This window comes from Dongia rigui (assembly GCF_034044635.1).
Classification (GTDB): Bacteria; Pseudomonadota; Alphaproteobacteria; order Dongiales; family Dongiaceae; genus Dongia; species Dongia rigui.
This window is the reverse complement of sequence record NZ_JAXCLX010000001.1, coordinates 94,771-112,905: the sequence shown is the minus strand read 5'-3', so window position 1 is coordinate 112,905 and position 18,135 is coordinate 94,771. Positions and strand designations below refer to the sequence as shown.

Genomic DNA, 18,135 nt, shown 5'->3' with positions numbered 1-18,135 from the left:
GCGCCGCATGATACCCATCCGCTCGAGCGACGGAGCGGATGGCCGACCGTATGCGTGAAGAGCTGTGTGAGTGACCGTTATGACCATGATGCCTGCCATGCCGATATCGTGTGCGCAATGCCCCCGTCTCAAGACAGCGTTCTACCGCAGCGAGCATGAGACACTGGTCGAAATGGAGGCCCTGCGGGCCGGCCATCGCCATTTCCCGGCCAAGCGCACGATCTATCGCGAAGGCGAGATCGCTGCCGATATGCTGATGATCTTCGACGGCTGGGCGTTTCGCTACAAACTACTGCCGGGCGGGCGGCGCCAGATCCTCTCCTTCCTGCTGCCGGGCGATCCGATCTGCCTGCAGCTGCTTGCTGTCGATCGCTTGGCATTCTCGGTGCAGTCACTGACATCGATCACGGCTTGCAGTTTCGATCGGCGCTGCTTTGCCGATTTCGTGGCCGACCATCGGCAGATCGCCCGTCAGGCGGATGTTTTCTGCGTCAACGCGCAGGTCTCGGCGGATGAAAGGCTCATTGATGTCGGCCGTCGCTCGGCCTATGACCGCGTGGGCCGGCTCATACTGGAACTGGTTACCCGCATGGAAGCAAAAGGGCTGCCGACAAGCAATCCGATGTTCTTTCCGCTGGGCCAAACGCACATCGCCGACGCACTGGGCCTGACCTCGATCCATGCCGGGCGCGTGCTGCGCCGCTTCCGCCGCGATGGCGTCTTGTCGCTGCATCGCGGGCGGCTGGAACTCTTCGATCGCGCGGCCCTGCGCCGCCTCTAGGCCAAGGCGCCGATACCCGTCAGCGCCGGCGGGCCAGCACTGTGCCGGCGAGCGACACGGCCGCCAAGGCCATGACCGAGCCGCCATAGAGATAGCTCGCCCGCGGCAGGCCAATCTGCGGTGCCAGCATGCCGATCAGAATGACCGGAAGGCTGAACGCCAGGTAGCTCTCGACATAGAAGGCCGCCAGCAACCCGGCGCGCTGATGCGTCTCGGCCAGCGGCATGATGCTGCGCGAAGCGGCGAAGAAGGCCGTTCCCATGCCAGCACCTGCGATGACGGTGCCAAGGGCGAGGATCGGCGCCGAGGCGAGATAGACGCCGCTGAGTGTCACTAGGACGCCGGGAATCACGGTGAGCGCGCCGCCCATCAACACCAGCCGCGGCGGCCGATGGCGCACCAGCAGAACGGCGGCGGCGCTGCTGAGCGTCAGCGAGGCGACGACACTGCCGCCGAGGAGGGGCGAGGTGAGGCCGGTGGCGACCCGGAACAGCGACGGCATCAGCGACAGATAGAATCCACCCAGCGCCCAGGCGGCAATGTTGATGGGCGAGATGAGCAGCAAGGTGCGCCGTGCCTGGGGCGGCACGGCGACATGGGGCTTCAGCGACGCCCACGCGCCGGGAACCGGACTGGCCGTCTCGCCAAGGAACCAGACCGCCATGGCAAGGACGAGAAAAAGCCCCAGCAGGATGACGTAGACCAATTGCATCGGCGCTGGCGCAAATGTCACCAGCGCGCTGGAGACCAGCGCACCGGCCGCCATGCCGAAGAACGGCGTCAGGCTGTTGAGCATGGGCCCGCGCTCGCGGTTGGTGTCGAGGATGGTGGCGCTCAAGGTACTGGTGAGCGCGCCCGTCGCCAGGCCCTGGACGGCGCGCGCGGCAATGAGCCAGCCGGCGGAACTGGCCTCGATGAACAGGCCCATCGAAACAGCGCTCAACAGGAGCCCTGCCGAAATCACCGGGCGCCGGCCGACATAGTCCGACAAGGATCCGACCGTCAGCAGCGACAGCAGCAGCATGATGGCATAGATCGCGAAGATCAGCGTCAGGGTCAGGGGCGAGAGTGACCAGCTTTCCTGATAGAGCCGGTAGAGCGGCGTCGGCGCGCTGGAGCCGGCGAGAATTGCGGCAAGGCTCAGTCCGGCGAAGAAGGTCATCGGGCGCTGGCTGGTGGCAAGGCTGGCGGCGTTTTCGGCGCAGGACATGCAGGGATCTGGCTTTCTCAAATCGCTTCGGGGCGGCGCTTGGGCACGATGAGGCGCGAGGTCAGAATCTGCAGGACCTCGCCGCGCTGGTTTTTCGTCTCGCTGCGCATCACCGCCATGCCGCGTTCCGGTTTGCTGCGCGAGGGCTTCACTTCCAGAATCTCGCTCGTGACCTGCAGCACGTCATCAGGCCTTGTCGGCTGCGGCCAGGCGATCTCTCCGCCGGCACCGATGAGACCACCGGCTATGCCGGGCTTGGTGGAGGCCAGCAGCTTCATGGTGATGGCCGCCGTGTGCCAGCCGCTTGCCGCCAGGCCGCCGAAGAACGTGGCCTTTGCCGCCGCCTCGTCGGTGTGGAAGGGCTGCGGATCGAACTGGCTGGCGAAGGCCTTGATCTGGGCGGCATCGAGTGCATGCATGGGGCTGGTGAATTTTTGCCCCACCACCAGGTCTTCGAGATAGAGAAGGTCGCTCATGCGGCACCTCGATAGATGTCGGCCCGGAAGGCATCGGCCAGGGATTTGAGATCAGGCCCGAACACGCGCGAGGCCGTCATCGGCGGGAAGTGTCGGCGGATCGTGGCCAGCGTTTCGCGCAGGGCCGGCGGTGCATCGCGATCGGTCATGGCCAAGGCCTGCGAGGCGACGGCGCCCAGCATGGCAAGGCTCGCTTCCAGGCAGCGTCCGGCTTCTTCCTGTGCCTTCCAGGCAAGGCCCGTCATCGGGGCAACGTCGTTCTGGCCGAAGCCGCCGGCTTCGCTGCCTGGCAGGAAGGTGCGCTGGGCGGCGCGCTTGGCTTCCTCGACATAGCCGACATGGGTAAAGCCCATGATGCCGATATAGGCTTCCTCCGCCGCCTGCAATTGATCGGGCAGCAGTGAATAGCGACCGTCGAGCAGCTTGGTGTTCTGCCGCTCGGCCAGGATACAGAGATCGGCCGCCGCCGCCGCAAGATTGTCGAGCGCCGGATAGGCGCGGGCGTTGTGGTAACCGCCGTTGCTGTAGACGCGCGCTGTCGGGTGCTCGGCATCCGGCATCAGGAAGACCGGGTTGTCGGTCACGGATTTGAGCGAGCCTTCGGCGATCTCCTCGGCCTGTGCCACGGCGCGGCGCATCTGGCCCAGCACGCGTGGCAGGATGCGATAGGAAACCGGCGCCTGATAGGGCCGGCGTGGGCTCACGCCCCCCTGCAGCAAGGCGCGCAGCCGCTGCAGGGTCTGCGTTTCGTAAGGATCGCCCCAAAGATCCTCGAACGCGGCGTCATAGGCTTCGAGCGGCGCCTTGATCGCCTCGGCTGACAGTGCAAAGACGCGCTCAGCAAGGTCCAATCGCCGGCGCATGGCGATCGCCGCATCGGCAATGAGCGCACTGGCGGCCGGCGAGCCGTTGATGAGCGAGAGGGCATCCTTCTCCCCCAGCGGGAAATTCTCGGCCAGGTCGACGATCAGCGGGGCCAGCCACAGAATCTCGCCGGCGCCGCCCTGACCGCTGATCGAGACCGCCGGGAGCTTGCCGTCGAGGAGCGCCGCCACGGCATCGGCCAAAGCCGGTGTCACTGCCGCATGGCCCTCGATGAAATTGGCGAGGCGCGCAAAGATAATGCCGCGCGCCACGCGTTCGGGCGCCGCCTCGCCGAACGCAACCGCTGGACTGCGCGGTGGGCGCTGCGCATGAGCGCGTCGCGCCGCGCCGGTATAGCGCTTGTTGGCGTGCTGGCCATAGCCGCTGGTGACGCCATAAATGGTGATATCGGGGTCGGTATCCAGAAGATGGATGAAGGCCGCGCGCGACTTGGCCATGGCGTCTTGCGCCGCGCTGCCCAACCGGACGCCTTCACCCTCCCAGGCGACCTGTTGGTAATGGCCGAGGCTGAGATCGGCGCGGCGGTTGAGTTCCAGCGGCATGAAGGGGGCCCTTTTCCCGGATGATCCGGCAAAGTCTTAAGCGATTCCTGGGCGGCGCAGGAGGGCCCAAAACGCCGGGCAGGGTTACCGGAACTTTCTCCGACTGAAGCTGTTGGACCAGGCAAACCCAGGGTAGACTGTCAAAGGACGGGAAGACCCGCCGATTCGGAGAAAGTCCATGTTCGCCAAACTCGCGCCATATGCCGCCGCCCTCGGCCTTGCCGCGGCACTCAGCCTGCCGGCAAGTCACGCCGTGGGGGCAGGGACGGGCGTCAATATCGGCGTGCTCGATTGCACCGTTGGCGAAGGGGTCGGCTACATCATCGGCTCGAATCGCACCGTGGCCTGCGAGTTCAAGCGCAATGACGGCACGGTCGAGACCTATCATGGCGAGATCCGCCGCTGGGGTCTCGATATCGGCTTCAGCCGGGAATCGCGCATGTTCTGGGGTGTCGTCGCCCCCGGCCATGTGGAGAAGGGCGCCCTCGAAGGAACCTATGGCGGGGCCGGCGCCGATGTGGCGGCGGGCCTGGGCGTTGGCGCCAACGCGCTCTTCGGCGGCAGTTCCCGCCAGATCGCGCTGCAGCCGGTGACCGTCAGCGGCAATGTCGGCGTCGCGGTGGCAGCGGGTGTCGCCAAGCTGACGCTCTATACCGGCAAATAGCCCCTCAGCAAGGCAAGGCCAGATCCATCTGATGGAGTGGCGGGAAGGCTTTCCTAAACCCGTTGTTAACCACTCCGGCATCAAAACTGCATCACAATCTTTGACCCGCCCGGAATCCCTTCGCGGCGGGGCAGAATTTGCCTGCGGGATGGAACGATGGCAGCACCGGGCGTCATGGAGGCGGTAGAACTGGGCGATCGTTACGAGATCGTGCCCAGCAAACGCCTCTCGGCCTTCGACAGCGGCATGGCAGAAGCCTATGCGGCGACCGACCGGGTGGATTCCTCGCGCAAGGTCTTTGCCCTGATCGCGCCGGGGCATCTTGCCAATCGGGGGCTCGGCATCGCGCCGACCCGCAATGCCGCTGGCAATTACCTCATGTGGCCAGTTGCCAGCGGGATCGTCGACTGGCCGGTCGGCGTCGAGGGCAGCGAGGTGCTGTGGGGCCGGCGCCCGGTCTTCATCTATGGCATTCCGGCCGGCGAGAAGGTGGTCGGCGCCAACAACCAACTGCCGACCCTCAACGAATCCCAATTGCTGAAGAACTACCTGCAGCCCGCGGTCCAGATGCTGCGCGACCTGGTGCTGATCGGCTTGCCGCACCGTGCGATCCGGCCGCAGAATCTGTACTACCAGAGCGGCAATGGCGGCGACATCATGTTCGGCGATTGCCTTGCCTCGCCACCGGGCAGCCATCAATCGGCGGCGCTCGAGACGATCGATGCCGCCATGGCCGATCCAATCGGGCGCGGTGGCGGGTCCGCCGCGGAGGACATCTATGCGATGGGTGTCACGGGGCTGATGCTCTATCTGGGCCGCGATCCCGTGGCGAACTTCACCGACGAGCAGATCATCAACGCCAAGATCAATTCCGGTTCGTTCTCGACGCTGGCCGGCGGCGAGAAGCTGGCACCGAGCCTGGCTGAATTCTTTCGCGGCGTGCTGTGCGACAAGGTTTCCGATCGCTGGACCATCAAGCAGCTGGAAGGCTGGATGACCGGCGCGCATTTCAACCCGACCCTGCCCAGCGTGCCGCAGCGCGCGTCGCGTCCGCTGAAATTCTGCGGCGTCGACTATCTCAACAAGCCGGCGCTCGCCCACGGCATGTCGCGGCATTGGAACGAAGCGATCGCCCTTCTGACCAGCAGCGATTTTGACAATTGGTACAAGCGCGGCTTCGGCGACGAGAAGGCGCCGGACAAGATGATGCGCATCCACGGCCTTGCCGCCGCCTATGGCCCGCAATCGGGCATACGCGACCGCGCGGTTTCCCGCTTCATCATCCATATGGGCGGTCATCTGCCGCTTTGCTACAAGGAAATCCGCACCAGCCTGACGGGTCTTGGCGCGATGCTGTCGCATTACTATGAGCGCAAGGAGAAGGTGCAGCAGATCGCCGAAGCGATGCGCGCCCGCCTGCCGCACAACTGGTTCGAGGAGCAGCCCAACCTGCGCCCCGAGGAAATGCAGCTGAGACGCTCGCTGGAGACGGTCGACAAGGTGATCGACCGCCAGGGGCCGGGCTACGGCATTGAGCGCGTGCTCTATGAGCTTGATCGCGGGACGCCGTGCAAATCGCCGCTGGTCGCTGATTATTATGTGGTCGAGATGGCCGATCTGCTGCCGGCGATGGATGCCGCCATTCCGGGGGCACCGCACGGGACCCTGCCGATGGACCGGCATATTGCGGCCTTCATCGCCACCAACATGAAGCGGCTGATGGACAACGAGATGATCGCGCTGGCCAACCGCAATGACGAAATCCTCTATCGCACTGCGATCCTGCGGCTGCTCGCCATCGTGCAGCGCGTGCACCAGCAATACAGCCTGCCGCGCCTGGGCCAGGTCGTGGCAGAGATGCTGGAGCCGGTGATTGCCGCCTTCCACAATACCGGCATGCGCGATCACATCCGCAGCGAGATCGACAAGCACGCCAAGGAGTGCCGCTTCGACGAGATGCTGCTGCTGCTCGACGGCGAGGGATCGCTGAAGAAGGCTGACAATGACGGCTTTGCCGCAGCGATCCAGGAATACGCCAATCTGGAGCGGGGGCGACTGTGGCTGACGGGTGGTGGCCTTACCGATACGGCACGCGTGCGCGGCATCGCGCACAAGGTGGCGGCAACCACATCGGCGCTGGCCTGCTCGGCGAGCCTTGCGGCCTATGGCGTCTTTACAATGCTGTTCTAGGGTGATGATGCCGCATGTCCGATAACAGCGCCAACGCCGCCAGCCAGATCGGCATCAAGACCTGGATGATCATCGTTCCGATCGTGCTGATCGCCCTCATCTTCATGCCGAGTGCGGTGGTGGTGGGGGCCGGCATGATCCCGACCGTGGTGGCGCGGGTCGTGGACACCTCGCCCGGCAAGCGCCTCTCCATCACCGTGGGCGGTTTCAACCTGATCGGCTGTCTCTATTTCCTGCATCTTATCTGGGCCGCGGGCCATGGGATGGGCGACATCCGCCCGACACTCGGCGACAGCTACGGCTGGCTCTGCGCACTGGTCGGCGCCGGCGTCGGCTGGGTCGTCTTCGGCTTCATGCCGGCGGTCGTCGGCAAAATCGCCGATACACAGACCGCCTTGCGCCTGCGCTCCCTGACCAAGGACCAGGACCGCCTGGTCGAGGAATGGGGCGAGGCCGTCCGCGGCGCCTATGGCGTGCAGGAAGTCCCGAAGGTCGAGGACGAGGACTGAGCCTAGCGCCGGCCCCCTCTTTTTTCTTCCGTCATCCCCGGGCCCCGGCGGCGCATGCCGACACGCGTCGGCGGGGACCCGGGGATCCACAATTCGCCTGGAGAGAGTGGATGCCCGGGTCCCCGCCGATGCATGTCGGCATGCGCCGACAGGGCCCGGGCATGACGACTTAAAAAAGTTCAGCGCACCTGATCGACATCGCGCACGGCGCCCTTGGCGGCGCTGGTGGCGAAATGGGCGTAGGCCCTCAGGGCCGGCGTCACATTGCGCTTGCGGGTGTAAGAGGGCTTCCAGCCATCCTTGCCCTTGGCTTCCATCGCCTTCCTCCGCTCGGCCAGCACATTGTCCGGCACGGCCAATTTGATGCTGCGGTTGGGAATGTCGATCTCGATCCGGTCGCCGTTTTCAACGAGCGCGATCAAGCCGCCCTCGGCCGCTTCCGGCGAGACATGGCCGATGGAGAGGCCCGAGGTGCCGCCCGAGAAGCGCCCATCGGTGATGAGCGCGCATTCCTTCCCCAAGCCCTTCGACTTCAGATAGGAGGTCGGATAGAGCATCTCCTGCATGCCGGGGCCGCCGCGCGGGCCTTCGTAGCGGATGACGACGACATCGCCCGCTTTCACTTCGCCCAGCAGAATGCCGGAGACGGCGTCGTCCTGCGCCTCGTAGACGCGGGCGGGGCCGGAGAAGACATGGATGCTTTCATCGACGCCGGCGGTCTTCACGATGCAGCCGTCGATGGCGAGGTTGCCAGAGAGGACCGCGAGGCCGCCATCCTTTGAGAAAGCATGCGGGGCGTCGCGGATGACGCCTTTCTCGCGGTCGAGGTCGAGGCCTTCCCAGCGCTTATCCTGGCTGAAGGCGGTCTGGGTCGGCACGCCACCGGGGGCCGCCAGGAAGAATTTCTGCACCGTCTCGCTGTTGGTCTGCTTGATGTCCCAGCGGCGCAGGGCATCGCGGATGGTCTTCGAATGCACGGTTGGCTCATCCGGATTGAGGAGGCCGGCGCGGTCGAGCTCACCCAGGATCGCCATGATGCCGCCGGCGCGGTGCACGTCTTCCATATGCACATCCGATTTCGCGGGGGCCACTTTGCACAGGCACGGGACCTTGCGCGACAGGCGGTCGATGTCTTCCATGGTGAAGGGGACGCCCGCCTCATGCGCCGCCGCCAGCAAATGCAGCACGGTGTTGGTCGAACCGCCCATGGCGATGTCGAGGCTCATGGCATTCTCGAACGCCTTGAAATTGGCGATGTTGCGCGGCAGCACGTTGGCGTCGTTCTCTTCGTAATAGCGGCGCGTGATATCAACGATCAAACGCCCGGCTTCGAGGAAGAGGTTCTTGCGATCGGCATGGGTGGCAAGCGTCGAGCCGTTGCCCGGCAGCGACAGCCCCAAGGCCTCGGTGAGGCAGTTCATCGAATTGGCGGTGAACATGCCCGAGCAGGACCCGCAGGTGGGGCAGGCCGAGCGTTCGATGCTGGCCACTTCCGCATCGGTGTACTTGTCGTCGGCCGCGGCCACCATGGCATCGACCAGGTCGAGCGCCACGGTCTTGTCCTTCAACACGACCTTGCCGGCTTCCATCGGGCCGCCGGAGACGAAGACCACGGGGATGTTGATGCGCAAGGCCGCCATCAGCATGCCCGGCGTGATCTTGTCGCAATTGCTGATGCAGACCATGGCATCGGCGCAATGGGCGTTGACCATGTATTCCACGCTGTCGGCGATGAGCTCGCGCGAGGGCAGGGAATAGAGCATGCCGTCATGGCCCATGGCGATGCCGTCATCGACCGCGATGGTGTTGAATTCCTTGGCGACACCGCCTGCCGCCTCGATCTCGCGCGCCACCATCTGCCCGAGGTCCTTCAAATGCACATGGCCCGGCACGAACTGGGTGAAGGAGTTGACGACGGCGATGATGGGCTTGCCGAAATCGCCGTCCTTCATGCCGGTGGCGCGCCACAGGCCGCGGGCGCCGGCCATGTTGCGGCCATGGGTGGTCGTGCGGGAACGATAGGCAGGCATCGCGCGGTCTCCTTCAGGCGGCTGGCCCACGGCGACGGATATGCCTGGGCTGGCGGCCGGTATTAAAGTGTCAATATGCGCTGGTCGGCGCGTCACAAAATGTCATATGGCAGCCTGCGCGAGGGGTCAAGGAAACGAGCCCCGCGCCGCGCGCAGACGCTTATGAGGCATCGTTGCTACCCTTTCGTTCGTGCTGTCGTCTCGGGCGGGCCGATCGATGGTACGCCGATCAGCGATGGGCCGGTCAGTGATGGGCCAGTCAGTGATACGTCGGTCAGTGATACGATCGGGGGCAATCGCTCGAACAGTAGGCGGTGGGACGACGCATGACCGCCGGCTCGCGTCGATCGGTTGACCTGCCGATCACAGGGACCGCATCACCCAGCGAATCATGAGGGACGTCGCTTGATCCAGCGCGAACGTGCGGAAGGCCGATTGACCCGGGCGGCCCGCAGGGAAGCCGCGTGACCTGCATGCGGCTCAACAGGAGATGGGATTTGCGCATCCATCCAGGCGGGAACGACGGTTATCCCCCGCTTGCGGACAAGCGGGGCCGTTCCAGGCTGCCGCTGTATCGCCACGGCCTGACGTGGGGCCCAGGCATGCCGCAACCGTCGCGGAACACCGGGTAGTTCCCCACCGACCTGCGCCCCCTCTACCCGCGGCGTGACCCCACGGAAGAGCTGAAGCCTGTGCCGGCGAACAGTCGAACGATTGCCCATGACCGGCGGGCCGGTCGAACTCGTAATCAAATGCGCGCAGTTTGAATAGTAACAGATTCCTAGAGTAGAATCAAGAACAAAATGGGAACTTTGAGATTGATCACCGGGGCTATCTCTTTGGCTAGAAATTTAGAAAGTCCAACCTTCCTCTTCCATAAACCTCTCCAAATCGAAGCACGGCACCCCGAAGTGTTGGCAGATGTTAGGAATCTTGGCTGAGTTATCTTTGAACTTCTCGACAGTAACTACGGTGAAACCATTTGCTGCAGCCTTAGCGACGACGAATGGGTCTGCTAGCTTCCCCCCTTTGAGAAGTTTCTGCTGCTCGATGTTCTGCTGAAACTGCGGGACAGCGAATATCTTTCCGACGAATGCTCCCTCGTCAGCGCCAGGGATTGTGAAAACGGCTTGGTTGCCGACCGCCCAAAGTCGCGCTGCTTCGATCGGACCGTCCGCGATCTCTCGACCGACTTCGCGGGTTGAAACGATGCGCCCATCGATCACCATTTCATCGAATAGCTTCCAAAGCGATGGAAAGCGCGAGCGATAGTAGTTTTTGAAGAGGGTCGAAAACGGCGACGTGTCGAATACGTACATTTCACGCGCCTGCTCTCAGATAGTACTCCTCAAGAACCGCAACGTGTTTGGGCTTCGCCAGCAAGTATTCGGCAAGCTTTGTCTCGTCGATGCGGTTTTGGTGATACTCTCTAAGTGCTAGAGAAATATACTCGCGACCGAGATACGACAGTTTAGTCCAATATGAATTGCCGCCGTCTCCTTCACCCCTGCGACGTTGCGCCAGCCAAACTCGGGCTGCGTCGAGATACTCTGCTTGCTGTATTAGGTTTCGGTCCAGGAACCTGCGATAGATCGTCTCTCGGCTAACGTTATATTTCGCAGAAATTCGCTCTGCGAGCGCACGGTCGGCACGTTGACTATTCAACTCTGCGCTTAACGCTTCCTCTGGAAGCAACGCTACGGCTGCGAACTTATTACAGAGAATTTCAATGCGCTGCGCATCACCACTAAGATTGTCGACGTAGCTATCGTTGAACTTGTCTATTCCGCTCGTGTGAAACAACAAATGCGCTAGTTCATGGAACAGGCTGAAGATTTGCCTCGTTTTGGCCGTGCTGTTGTTGACGTAGATAATCGGGAAATTATCTTCATATAGGCAGAAGCCAGAGAAATCCTCGTCCTTGAAGGCGTCTTTGAAAACGAAGACGCCTACACCAGTGAACACGTCACGCCACTTCTTTAGCGCCGTGTCCGCGTCAGGCCACGTGACCTGCTCTTGTATAGATACGCCCAGATAATCACGCACTGATCGCGCCATGTCAGCGATCGAAACTTCTGGAGCAAAGCTAAGATCATTAGTGATGATACGCTTCGCGGGATTTTGGCCGCTGGTCATCTCGATGAGGTTGAGTTGCAGCGCCTTCGCTTTCCTCAGCAGCATGCGAATAGTCTTTGGAAGCTGTTCGACGTCTGCCTCAGGCAGAGTCCGGAAAGTCTCTTCGATTCTGGGTACAGGGGGCGGATCCGGAAAAAAGAACACCGCAACGGGGATCTTTAAGGCGTCGGATAACAGCTCCAGTTGTGGATAAGTAGGTGATGAAGTGCCTTCTTCCCATTCTTGAATGCGTCTGAATTTGGTCCTCGCATCATCAAGCGAAAGCCCAGCGCGCTTGCGAGCCCACGTCACGATCTCAGGATTGATTGGCAGTCCCTCATTAGCCACGACAGCATCCTACGATAACTCAAGAAAGTATTCGGTCTAACTGATCCAGCAAGATCAGAAGCTTTCTCGCGAACGATCGCTCCTATAGTGCCATCAATACGAAGGAAGGTTAGAGTCTTAAGTTTGTGGAGGCAAGAGGTTCCGCGACTTTGCTCCCGGAAGTTGTAAGCAGAGTTGGTGCTTTCGAGTCGGCGATCTCAATGGAACCTTTAAACGGTCCGTCGCCCCTAGATCGCTTGAGTCCGGGCCAAAGGTTTAGACAGGAGTGAACATGCACATCACCAAACATGTCGGCATCATCGGCGGCAATGGTTGGCTGGGGAATGCGATGGCGGCGGCTGTGGCGCGCGGGCTTGTTGCGCCGGAAATGCTGACGCTCTCCTGCCGGTCGGGTGAGCGTGGCAAGGACCCGATCGCGGGCGCGTATTGGACGCGGGACAATGCGGAACTCGCCGCGCGGTCGGAGATCATCGTGCTGTAGGTGCGGCCGCAGCAGTTTCCCGAAATCGAGATCGATGCGCGCGGCAAGCTCGTTGTCTCGGTGATGGCGGGGGTTTCCGTGGCGACGATTGCTTCGCGCACCGGTGCCGGCGATATCGTGCGGGCGATGCCGAATGCGGCGATGGAAATTGGGAAGTCGTTCACGCCCTGGTATGCGACGCCGACGGTTTCGCCCGAGGACAAGGCGATCGTGCAGGCGCTGTTCGATGCCTGCGGCGAGGGGGCCGAGGTTTCATCAGAGCATCATGTTGATTACTGCGCGGGTCTCACCGGTTCGGGTGCTGCCTTTCCGGCGCTGCTCGCGCAGGCCATGATGGCGCATGCAATAGGGCAGGGCCTGTCACCGGAATTTGCCGCGCGCGCGGCGAAGAGTGTCGTCGCGGAGGCCGCTCAACTGTTGGGCGGCGTGCAAGGCGATGTCGCGGGCATGATCGCGGCGATGATCGGTTATCAAGGCACGACAGCCGCGGCGCTGGAGACGATGATCGCGCGGGGCTTCTTGGACGCCGTCGGGGGGGCTCGACGCGGCGCTTGAGAAGGGACGCAAGATGGTGGGGGCGGCGGCTTGAGGGTTGCATAGACCCGTCACTTGCGGCCCCCTCTCCCTGACCCTCCCCCACGTTGGGGGTAGGGGATGCGGGCCGCTGGTGGGAGTCTTCAGTCGCTCACCCCCCTCTCTAACTCTCCCCCACGCCGACGGATGTCGGCATGCGTCGACTGCGGGGGAGAGGATTAGGGCGTGGCAGTCTCAGCAGCGCGATCTGAAATATGTCTCCCGCCAGTATGCCGCTTCCTTAAGTCCGGTCCACTAACTGTATCTGCCTAGCGCCCGCGCTCTTTAGGCATTCGCCGCGTGCGCACACGGCGGGACGCAATTGCTTGTGACATTCGCGTACACGCCGCCAAGCGCCGCTGATCGGGCGTGACGGCGGCTTGCCATGGATGCTTGGATTTTCGCGCAAAGAGACGCTGCCCATCACATTCCGCGTCCATCGTCCCGGTCCATCGCACGTGGCAACAAGGAGGATACGCTCATGGCAACCCAGAAACGGCAGGTGAAGAAACGGCAGATCAAGGAACTGCAGGCCAAGAAGCCGCAGATCAAGCAACCGCAGGGGAAGGAACGCGCGCGGTTGAAGAAAGTGATCGCGCGCCTCGACAAGGCCGACCGCGCGGACGATGTCTGGCGCGCGAAACGGACGGCGACGCGCAGATCGGTCGCCGGGGTGCTGGGCGCGCAGGCCGGCATGAAGGGCGCGAAGCGGGAGTTTGATGCGCTCACCGCCAAGGCCAATGCGCAGGCCGAGAAGCTCGCCGCCCAGCAACACAAGGCGGCCATCGCCGCCTCACGCAAACGCGCGGCGCAACACAAGAACATGGCGAGCGGGCTCATCAAGGGCCATCTCGCCGTCGGCGGCCTCAACAACCTCACCGACAATACGCCGCGCTTTCTGCTGCAGACGCCGTTCGAGATTTCGCTGGTCGGCGCCGATCTCACCGAGCACCGCATCCTGGAAGGCAATTCCTTCGCGCGCTTCAACTTCGTCTTCGGCAAGAACCGCAACAGCGCGGTGCGGGCGCATTTCTCCTATGTCTGGGTGAACCCGACCGACAAGTTCGTGCTGATCAACGCCCATGGCTACATCATCTTCGACGGTTTCATCGAAGTGGGCGTGCCGAGTGCCTTCTGGCCGGGCGACCGTGCCGCCAGCGTGGCGGTGCAGGGATATATGGGCGTCCATGATTTTGGGCCGGAACCGCTCTTGCCCTCGGCCTACAGCCCGACAGAGACGGCGGCGGCTTTGAGTGAATCCGATGGCGGCTTCGGGGCGGTGGGTGCCATCGCCAACAAGGATGTCTTCCGCGGCTTCAGCCTCGATACCTCGCTCTATATCGTGAAGCCGCGCGGCACGGTGGGCTTCGTGCTGGCCGCCAACTTCCCCTACAGCACCGGCGAGGATGGCGGCCGCGTCACCGGCGATTTCAGCGAAGGCGGTCACCGGGTGACGAGTCCTGGGGTTCTCGTCCAGATTGTGAGCTAGGGCGACAGGACTGAGGGTGGGGGAGTCTTCAGTTGCGGCCCCCCACCCAACCCTCCCCCCTGAAGGTGGGAGGGCCTTGGACTGAAGCTGATCGATCAACCTCGCTCTAAACGCCTCCCACCTTCAGGGGGGAGGTCGGGAGGGGGGCGGTTCAGTCTCGAACTCATGCCCACGGGCCAAAAACAAAAAGGCGAGCCGTTGCGGGCTCGCCTTTTCTTGTCGTCTCGGTGGTAGGCGTTACGCCATTTCGCCGATCAGGTTCTGGTCGATCGCTTGTTTGCGGATCGAGCGTTGCAGTTTGTCGAAGGCGCGCACCTCGATCTGGCGGACGCGTTCGCGGCTGATGCCGAATTCGGTCGAGAGGTCCTCGAGCGTGGTCGGCTCATCCTTCAGGCGGCGTTCCACCAGGATCTTGCGCTCGCGCGGCGTCAGGCTGAGCATCGCCTTGTCGAGCAGCTTCTTGCGCATGCCGAATTCCTGCTCGTCGGCGACGCGGGTTTCCTGGCTGTCGCTCTCATCGACCAGCCAATCCTGCCACTCGCCTTCGCCGTCGATGCGCAAGGGGGCGTTCAAGCTGTGATCCGGCGCCATCAGGCGGCGGTTCATGTTGACCACTTCCTCTTCCGAGACGTTGAGGCGTGTCGCCACCTCCTTGACGTTCTCGGGCGTCATGTCGCCTTCCTCCAGCGCCTTGATCTGGCCTTTGACGCGGCGGAGGTTGAAGAACAGCTTCTTCTGGCTGGCGGTCGTGCCGATCTTCACCAGCGACCAGCTGTGCAGGATGTATTCCTGGATGGCGGCGCGGATCCACCACATCGCATATGTGGCGAGGCGGAAGCCCTTATCCGGGTCGAAGCGCTTGACGGCCTGCATCAGCCCGACATTGCCTTCGGAAATGACTTCGGACATGGGCAGGCCATAGCCGCGATAGCCCATGGCGATCTTGGCCACGAGACGCAGATGGCTGGTCACCATGCGGTGCGCCGCCTGCGAATCCTGATGCTCCTGCCAGCGCTTGGCGAGCATGAATTCCTCGCCCGGCTCCAGCATCGGAAACTTGCGGATTTCCGAGAGGTAGCGACCGAGGCTGTTCTCGCCGACAAGGGCGGGAAGGGTATTCGTGGTTGCCATCTTGTCCCCAACCTTTCTGTCGATGCACCGATCTTCCCTGCCGATCGTGACCACTTTAAGGCAATGGCGCCGCTAAAGCCTGTCCCAAACCTGACCGGGAAAGTCGGTTATCGATTTAATTAAGATAGGTTAACATTTTAGTTCTTCAAGTCCCGCCAAAACCTATAACAGATCAAGGACTTACTTCGTTCCAAGGGTCAGCGCCAAGGCCTGCATATCGGCGGGAATTTCCGACTCCCACTCCATATACGCACCACTGCGCGGATGGGTTACACCCAGCAGGGCGGCATGGAGCGCCTGGCGCGGGAAGGCCTTCGCGGCCTCCCGGGCGGTGTCCGACAATTGGGCGCGCCGGGCGATGGTCGCCCGGCCATAGACCGGGTCGCCGATGAGCGGATGGCCGATATGGGTCATGTGGACGCGGATCTGGTGGGTGCGCCCCGTCTCCAGCCGGCATTCGACCAGCGACGCGCCAAGCCCGAAGACCTGTTCGACCTGGTAATGCGTGATCGCCTCTTTGCCGTTCCGGGTGACCACGGCCATTTTCTGGCGATGCGTCGGGTGGCGGCCGATCAGCGTTTCGATCGTGCCGGCCTTGGGGCTGGGCAGGCCCCAGACCAGGCATTTATAGGCGCGCTCGATGCTGTGATCGGCGAAGGCCTTGGAGAGGGCGTGGTGCGCGGTGTCGTTCTTGGCGGCGATGATGAGGCCGCTGGTGTCCTTGTCGATGCGATGGACGATGCCTGGGCGCTTCACGCCGCCGATCCCTGAGAGGCTGTCGCCGCAATGGGCGATGAGGGCATTGACCAGGGTATTGTCCGGGTTGCCGGGGGCGGGGTGGACCACCATGCCGGCCGGCTTGTCGACGACGATGATGTCGTCATCCTCATAGGCGATGTCGAGGGCGATATGCTGGCCCAGTGGCACGGGCGGGGCGGCATCTGGGACGACGAGGCGGTAGATTTGCCCCGGTTTGACCCTGAGCGAGGGCTCGTTTATCGTCGCGCCGGTTTCCGCTAATGTCAGATTTCCGGCCTCGATCAAGGCCTTGAGGCGGGAACGGGACATTTCCGGCAGAAGCGCGGCAAGCGCCCGGTCAAGGCGCTCGCCATTGGCGTCGTCGGGAATGTTGAGGTCGAGAATGGGGGTCATTGGGTGCCGCATGAATGAGTTGAACAGGGAAGTACCCCGGGAGATGCGGTTTCTCAAGGCATTGGTGATGTTCTTTGCCGTCCTGCTGGTCGCCGCCGCCCTGTTCCTGGTCTATGCCGGCACGACGCGGATGGGGAAATCCGGCTTCGATCTCGCCACCTTGCCGGTGCCGGAATACTGCGACGTGGCTCAGACCACGGTCGACGAGGATCGCCTGATTTTGACGATCACCGGGATTGCACCCGATTGCCGCCGGGTGCTGATCGCGGATATGAAGACAGGCAGGCTGATCGGCCAATTCGAGTTGAAGGGTGCACCATGAACTTCTGCAGCGACAATGTGGCGGGCATCGCCCCGGAAATCCTCGAGGCGATCGCGCGCGCCAATGCCGGCACCATGCCATCCTATGGCGGCGACGAGATCACGGCGCGGGTCGAGAAGCGGCTGGGCGAAATCTTCGAGCGCGAGGTCTGGGCCTTTCCGGTGACGACCGGGACCGCGGCCAACGCGCTGGCGCTCTCGACGCTGACGCCGCCCTATGGCGCGGTCTATTGCCATCCGGAAGCGCATATCATGGTCGACGAATGCGGCGCGCCGGAACTCTATACCGGCGGCGCCAAGCTGGTGCCGATCGCGGGGGCGGGCGGGAAGATCAGCGCCAGGGATGTGGCCGAGACACTGGACAATGCGCGCGCTGGCGACGTGCATCACGTGCAGCCGGCGGCGGTGAGCCTCACGCAAGCCAGCGAATGCGGCACCGCCTATACGGTGGCGGAAGTGGGTGCCATCGCGGCCGTCACGAAGAAGCATGGCGTGAAGCTGCACATGGACGGCGCGCGCTTTGCCAATGCGGTGGCGCATCTCAATGTGACGCCCGCCGACATCACCTGGAAGGCCGGCGTCGACGTGCTCTCCTTCGGCGCCACCAAGAACGGCGCACTGGCTGCCGAAGCGGTGGTGTTCTTCGACAAGGAACTGGCGGCAAGCTTCGGCTTCCGCCGCAAGCGGGCGGGGCATCTCATCTCGAAGATGCGCTTCATCTCGGCCCAACTCGATGCCTATCTCACCAACGATCTGTGGCTGAGACTCGCGCGCCATGCCAATGCCATGGCGCAGAAGCTGGTGGGCGGGTTGCAGTCGGTCCCCGGCGTGCATCTTCTCTATCCGGTCGAGGCCAACGAGATCTTCATCCGCCTGCCGCTGCAGACCCTGGCGGGGCTGAGGCAGGCCGGCTTCCAGTTTTATGACTGGCCGGGGGCGGCCCCCGGCACCATTCGCCTCGTTACCAGCTTTGCCACCAGTGCCGCGGATGTCGACGCCTTCATCGCCAAGGCGAACACGCTGGCCAAGGCGGCCTGATCCGGGAGGGGGATAGGGCCCCCGGCGCAAGCTGCCAGATGAGACTTGATCGGCGTGCGGCGATCCTCTAAGAGTTCGCCCGCGCCGCAGCCATTCAGCGCCCGCGGCAGCCAGGGTCCCCATCGTCTAGTGGCCTAGGACACCAGCCTCTCACGTTGGTAACACGGGTTCAAATCCCGTTGGGGACGCCACCTTTTTTT

17 protein-coding genes and 1 tRNA gene are annotated in these 18,135 nt (G+C 63.1%); 10 read left to right on the top strand and 8 right to left on the bottom strand.

The genetic code is table 11. The features are described 5' to 3' along the window. Positions 1–97 precede the first annotated feature (97 nt). Positions 98–781, top strand: a complete 684-nt coding sequence (locus SMD31_RS00495; protein WP_320498570.1) for a Crp/Fnr family transcriptional regulator — start codon at positions 98–100, stop codon at positions 779–781. Between the two features lie 19 nt (positions 782–800). Here SMD31_RS00495 and SMD31_RS00490 read toward each other — a convergent pair whose 3' ends face one another. The 3 genes from SMD31_RS00490 to SMD31_RS00480 are packed head-to-tail and all read right to left on the bottom strand — an operon-like array spanning position 801 to position 3,894. Beyond that, on the bottom strand, positions 801–1,991 hold the full coding sequence (locus SMD31_RS00490) for an MFS transporter (protein ID WP_320498568.1): 1,191 nt from the start codon (positions 1,989–1,991) through the stop codon (positions 801–803). A gap of 17 nt (positions 1,992–2,008) precedes the next feature. Next, positions 2,009–2,467: a MaoC family dehydratase gene (locus SMD31_RS00485; protein ID WP_320498567.1), complete on the bottom strand. Its 459-nt coding sequence runs from the start codon at positions 2,465–2,467 to the stop codon at positions 2,009–2,011. Continuing rightward, positions 2,464–3,894 (bottom strand): aromatic amino acid lyase, encoded by a 1,431-nt coding sequence (locus SMD31_RS00480; RefSeq protein ID WP_320498565.1) that lies wholly within the window; start codon positions 3,892–3,894, stop codon positions 2,464–2,466. The genes SMD31_RS00485 and SMD31_RS00480 overlap by 4 nt, the downstream gene beginning before the upstream one ends. 178 nt (positions 3,895–4,072) lie before the next feature. Between SMD31_RS00480 and SMD31_RS00475 the strand changes: the two genes are divergently transcribed. The 3 genes from SMD31_RS00475 (at position 4,073) to SMD31_RS00465 (ending at position 7,257) form a co-directional block, all read left to right on the top strand. Further along, positions 4,073–4,558, top strand: coding sequence for a DUF992 domain-containing protein (locus tag SMD31_RS00475; RefSeq protein WP_320498564.1), 486 nt, complete (start codon positions 4,073–4,075; stop codon positions 4,556–4,558). A gap of 156 nt (positions 4,559–4,714) precedes the next feature. Then, entirely contained in the window at positions 4,715–6,748 is a 2,034-nt protein-coding gene (locus SMD31_RS00470; RefSeq protein WP_320498563.1) for a protein kinase family protein, read from the top strand. A 14-nt stretch (positions 6,749–6,762) separates the two neighbouring features. Then, the gene (locus SMD31_RS00465) at positions 6,763–7,257 is read left to right on the top strand and encodes a hypothetical protein (RefSeq protein WP_320498562.1); all 495 of its coding nucleotides are present in this window, start codon (positions 6,763–6,765) and stop codon (positions 7,255–7,257) included. Positions 7,258–7,436: 179 nt separating this feature from the next. Here SMD31_RS00465 and ilvD read toward each other — a convergent pair whose 3' ends face one another. From ilvD to SMD31_RS00450, 3 genes are all read right to left on the bottom strand, one after another. Then, entirely contained in the window at positions 7,437–9,287 is a 1,851-nt protein-coding gene (ilvD, locus tag SMD31_RS00460) for a dihydroxy-acid dehydratase (protein WP_320498560.1), read from the bottom strand. Positions 9,288–10,138: 851 nt separating this feature from the next. After that, the gene (locus SMD31_RS00455; protein WP_320498559.1) at positions 10,139–10,606 is read right to left on the bottom strand and encodes a PIN domain-containing protein; all 468 of its coding nucleotides are present in this window, start codon (positions 10,604–10,606) and stop codon (positions 10,139–10,141) included. A 1-nt stretch (position 10,607) separates the two neighbouring features. Further along, on the bottom strand, positions 10,608–11,750 hold the full coding sequence (locus SMD31_RS00450; protein ID WP_320498557.1) for an ImmA/IrrE family metallo-endopeptidase: 1,143 nt from the start codon (positions 11,748–11,750) through the stop codon (positions 10,608–10,610). Positions 11,751–12,021: 271 nt separating this feature from the next. Here SMD31_RS00450 and SMD31_RS00445 point away from each other — a divergent pair, with 271 nt between their 5' ends. From SMD31_RS00445 to SMD31_RS00435, 3 genes are all read left to right on the top strand, one after another. Continuing rightward, on the top strand, positions 12,022–12,231 hold the full coding sequence (locus tag SMD31_RS00445) for a hypothetical protein (RefSeq protein ID WP_320498555.1): 210 nt from the start codon (positions 12,022–12,024) through the stop codon (positions 12,229–12,231). After that, positions 12,232–12,786 carry a pyrroline-5-carboxylate reductase family protein gene (locus SMD31_RS00440; protein ID WP_320498553.1) on the top strand — a complete coding sequence of 185 codons (555 nt, stop codon included), beginning with the start codon at positions 12,232–12,234 and terminating at the stop codon, positions 12,784–12,786. Between the two features lie 499 nt (positions 12,787–13,285). Then, positions 13,286–14,293 (top strand): cell envelope integrity protein TolA, encoded by a 1,008-nt coding sequence (locus tag SMD31_RS00435; RefSeq protein ID WP_320498551.1) that lies wholly within the window; start codon positions 13,286–13,288, stop codon positions 14,291–14,293. 237 nt (positions 14,294–14,530) lie between these two features. On the opposite strand, the gene rpoH is transcribed toward SMD31_RS00435, so the two are convergent. Next, entirely contained in the window at positions 14,531–15,424 is an 894-nt protein-coding gene (rpoH, locus tag SMD31_RS00430; RefSeq protein WP_320498550.1) for an RNA polymerase sigma factor RpoH, read from the bottom strand. 180 nt (positions 15,425–15,604) lie between these two features. After that, on the bottom strand, positions 15,605–16,576 hold the full coding sequence (locus SMD31_RS00425; protein WP_320498549.1) for an RluA family pseudouridine synthase: 972 nt from the start codon (positions 16,574–16,576) through the stop codon (positions 15,605–15,607). Between the two features lie 43 nt (positions 16,577–16,619). On the opposite strand from SMD31_RS00425, the gene SMD31_RS00420 reads away from it, so the two are divergent. The 3 genes from SMD31_RS00420 (at position 16,620) to SMD31_RS00410 (ending at position 18,126) form a co-directional block, all read left to right on the top strand. Beyond that, positions 16,620–16,898: a hypothetical protein gene (locus tag SMD31_RS00420; protein ID WP_320498548.1), complete on the top strand. Its 279-nt coding sequence runs from the start codon at positions 16,620–16,622 to the stop codon at positions 16,896–16,898. After that, the gene (locus SMD31_RS00415) at positions 16,895–17,935 is read left to right on the top strand and encodes a threonine aldolase family protein (protein ID WP_320498547.1); all 1,041 of its coding nucleotides are present in this window, start codon (positions 16,895–16,897) and stop codon (positions 17,933–17,935) included. The genes SMD31_RS00420 and SMD31_RS00415 overlap by 4 nt, the downstream gene beginning before the upstream one ends. 115 nt (positions 17,936–18,050) lie before the next feature. Then, positions 18,051–18,126, top strand: a tRNA-Glu gene (locus tag SMD31_RS00410). Positions 18,127–18,135 lie beyond the last annotated feature (9 nt).

What these genes read in the sequence shown, in the direction of transcription:
- SMD31_RS00495 (WP_320498570.1), top strand. Translation starts at nt 98, where the DNA reads ATGCCGATATCGTGTGCGCAATGCCCCCGTCTCAAGACAGCGTTCTAC.
- SMD31_RS00490 (WP_320498568.1), bottom strand. Translation starts at nt 1,991, where the DNA reads ATGTCCTGCGCCGAAAACGCCGCCAGCCTTGCCACCAGCCAGCGCCCG.
- SMD31_RS00485 (WP_320498567.1), bottom strand. Translation starts at nt 2,467, where the DNA reads ATGAGCGACCTTCTCTATCTCGAAGACCTGGTGGTGGGGCAAAAATTC.
- SMD31_RS00480 (WP_320498565.1), bottom strand. Translation starts at nt 3,894, where the DNA reads ATGCCGCTGGAACTCAACCGCCGCGCCGATCTCAGCCTCGGCCATTAC.
- SMD31_RS00475 (WP_320498564.1), top strand. Translation starts at nt 4,073, where the DNA reads ATGTTCGCCAAACTCGCGCCATATGCCGCCGCCCTCGGCCTTGCCGCG.
- SMD31_RS00470 (WP_320498563.1), top strand. Translation starts at nt 4,715, where the DNA reads ATGGCAGCACCGGGCGTCATGGAGGCGGTAGAACTGGGCGATCGTTAC.
- SMD31_RS00465 (WP_320498562.1), top strand. Translation starts at nt 6,763, where the DNA reads ATGTCCGATAACAGCGCCAACGCCGCCAGCCAGATCGGCATCAAGACC.
- ilvD (WP_320498560.1), bottom strand. Translation starts at nt 9,287, where the DNA reads ATGCCTGCCTATCGTTCCCGCACGACCACCCATGGCCGCAACATGGCC.
- SMD31_RS00455 (WP_320498559.1), bottom strand. Translation starts at nt 10,606, where the DNA reads ATGTACGTATTCGACACGTCGCCGTTTTCGACCCTCTTCAAAAACTAC.
- SMD31_RS00445 (WP_320498555.1), top strand. Translation starts at nt 12,022, where the DNA reads ATGCACATCACCAAACATGTCGGCATCATCGGCGGCAATGGTTGGCTG.
- SMD31_RS00435 (WP_320498551.1), top strand. Translation starts at nt 13,286, where the DNA reads ATGGCAACCCAGAAACGGCAGGTGAAGAAACGGCAGATCAAGGAACTG.
- rpoH (WP_320498550.1), bottom strand. Translation starts at nt 15,424, where the DNA reads ATGGCAACCACGAATACCCTTCCCGCCCTTGTCGGCGAGAACAGCCTC.
- SMD31_RS00425 (WP_320498549.1), bottom strand. Translation starts at nt 16,576, where the DNA reads ATGACCCCCATTCTCGACCTCAACATTCCCGACGACGCCAATGGCGAG.
- SMD31_RS00420 (WP_320498548.1), top strand. Translation starts at nt 16,620, where the DNA reads ATGCGGTTTCTCAAGGCATTGGTGATGTTCTTTGCCGTCCTGCTGGTC.
- SMD31_RS00415 (WP_320498547.1), top strand. Translation starts at nt 16,895, where the DNA reads ATGAACTTCTGCAGCGACAATGTGGCGGGCATCGCCCCGGAAATCCTC.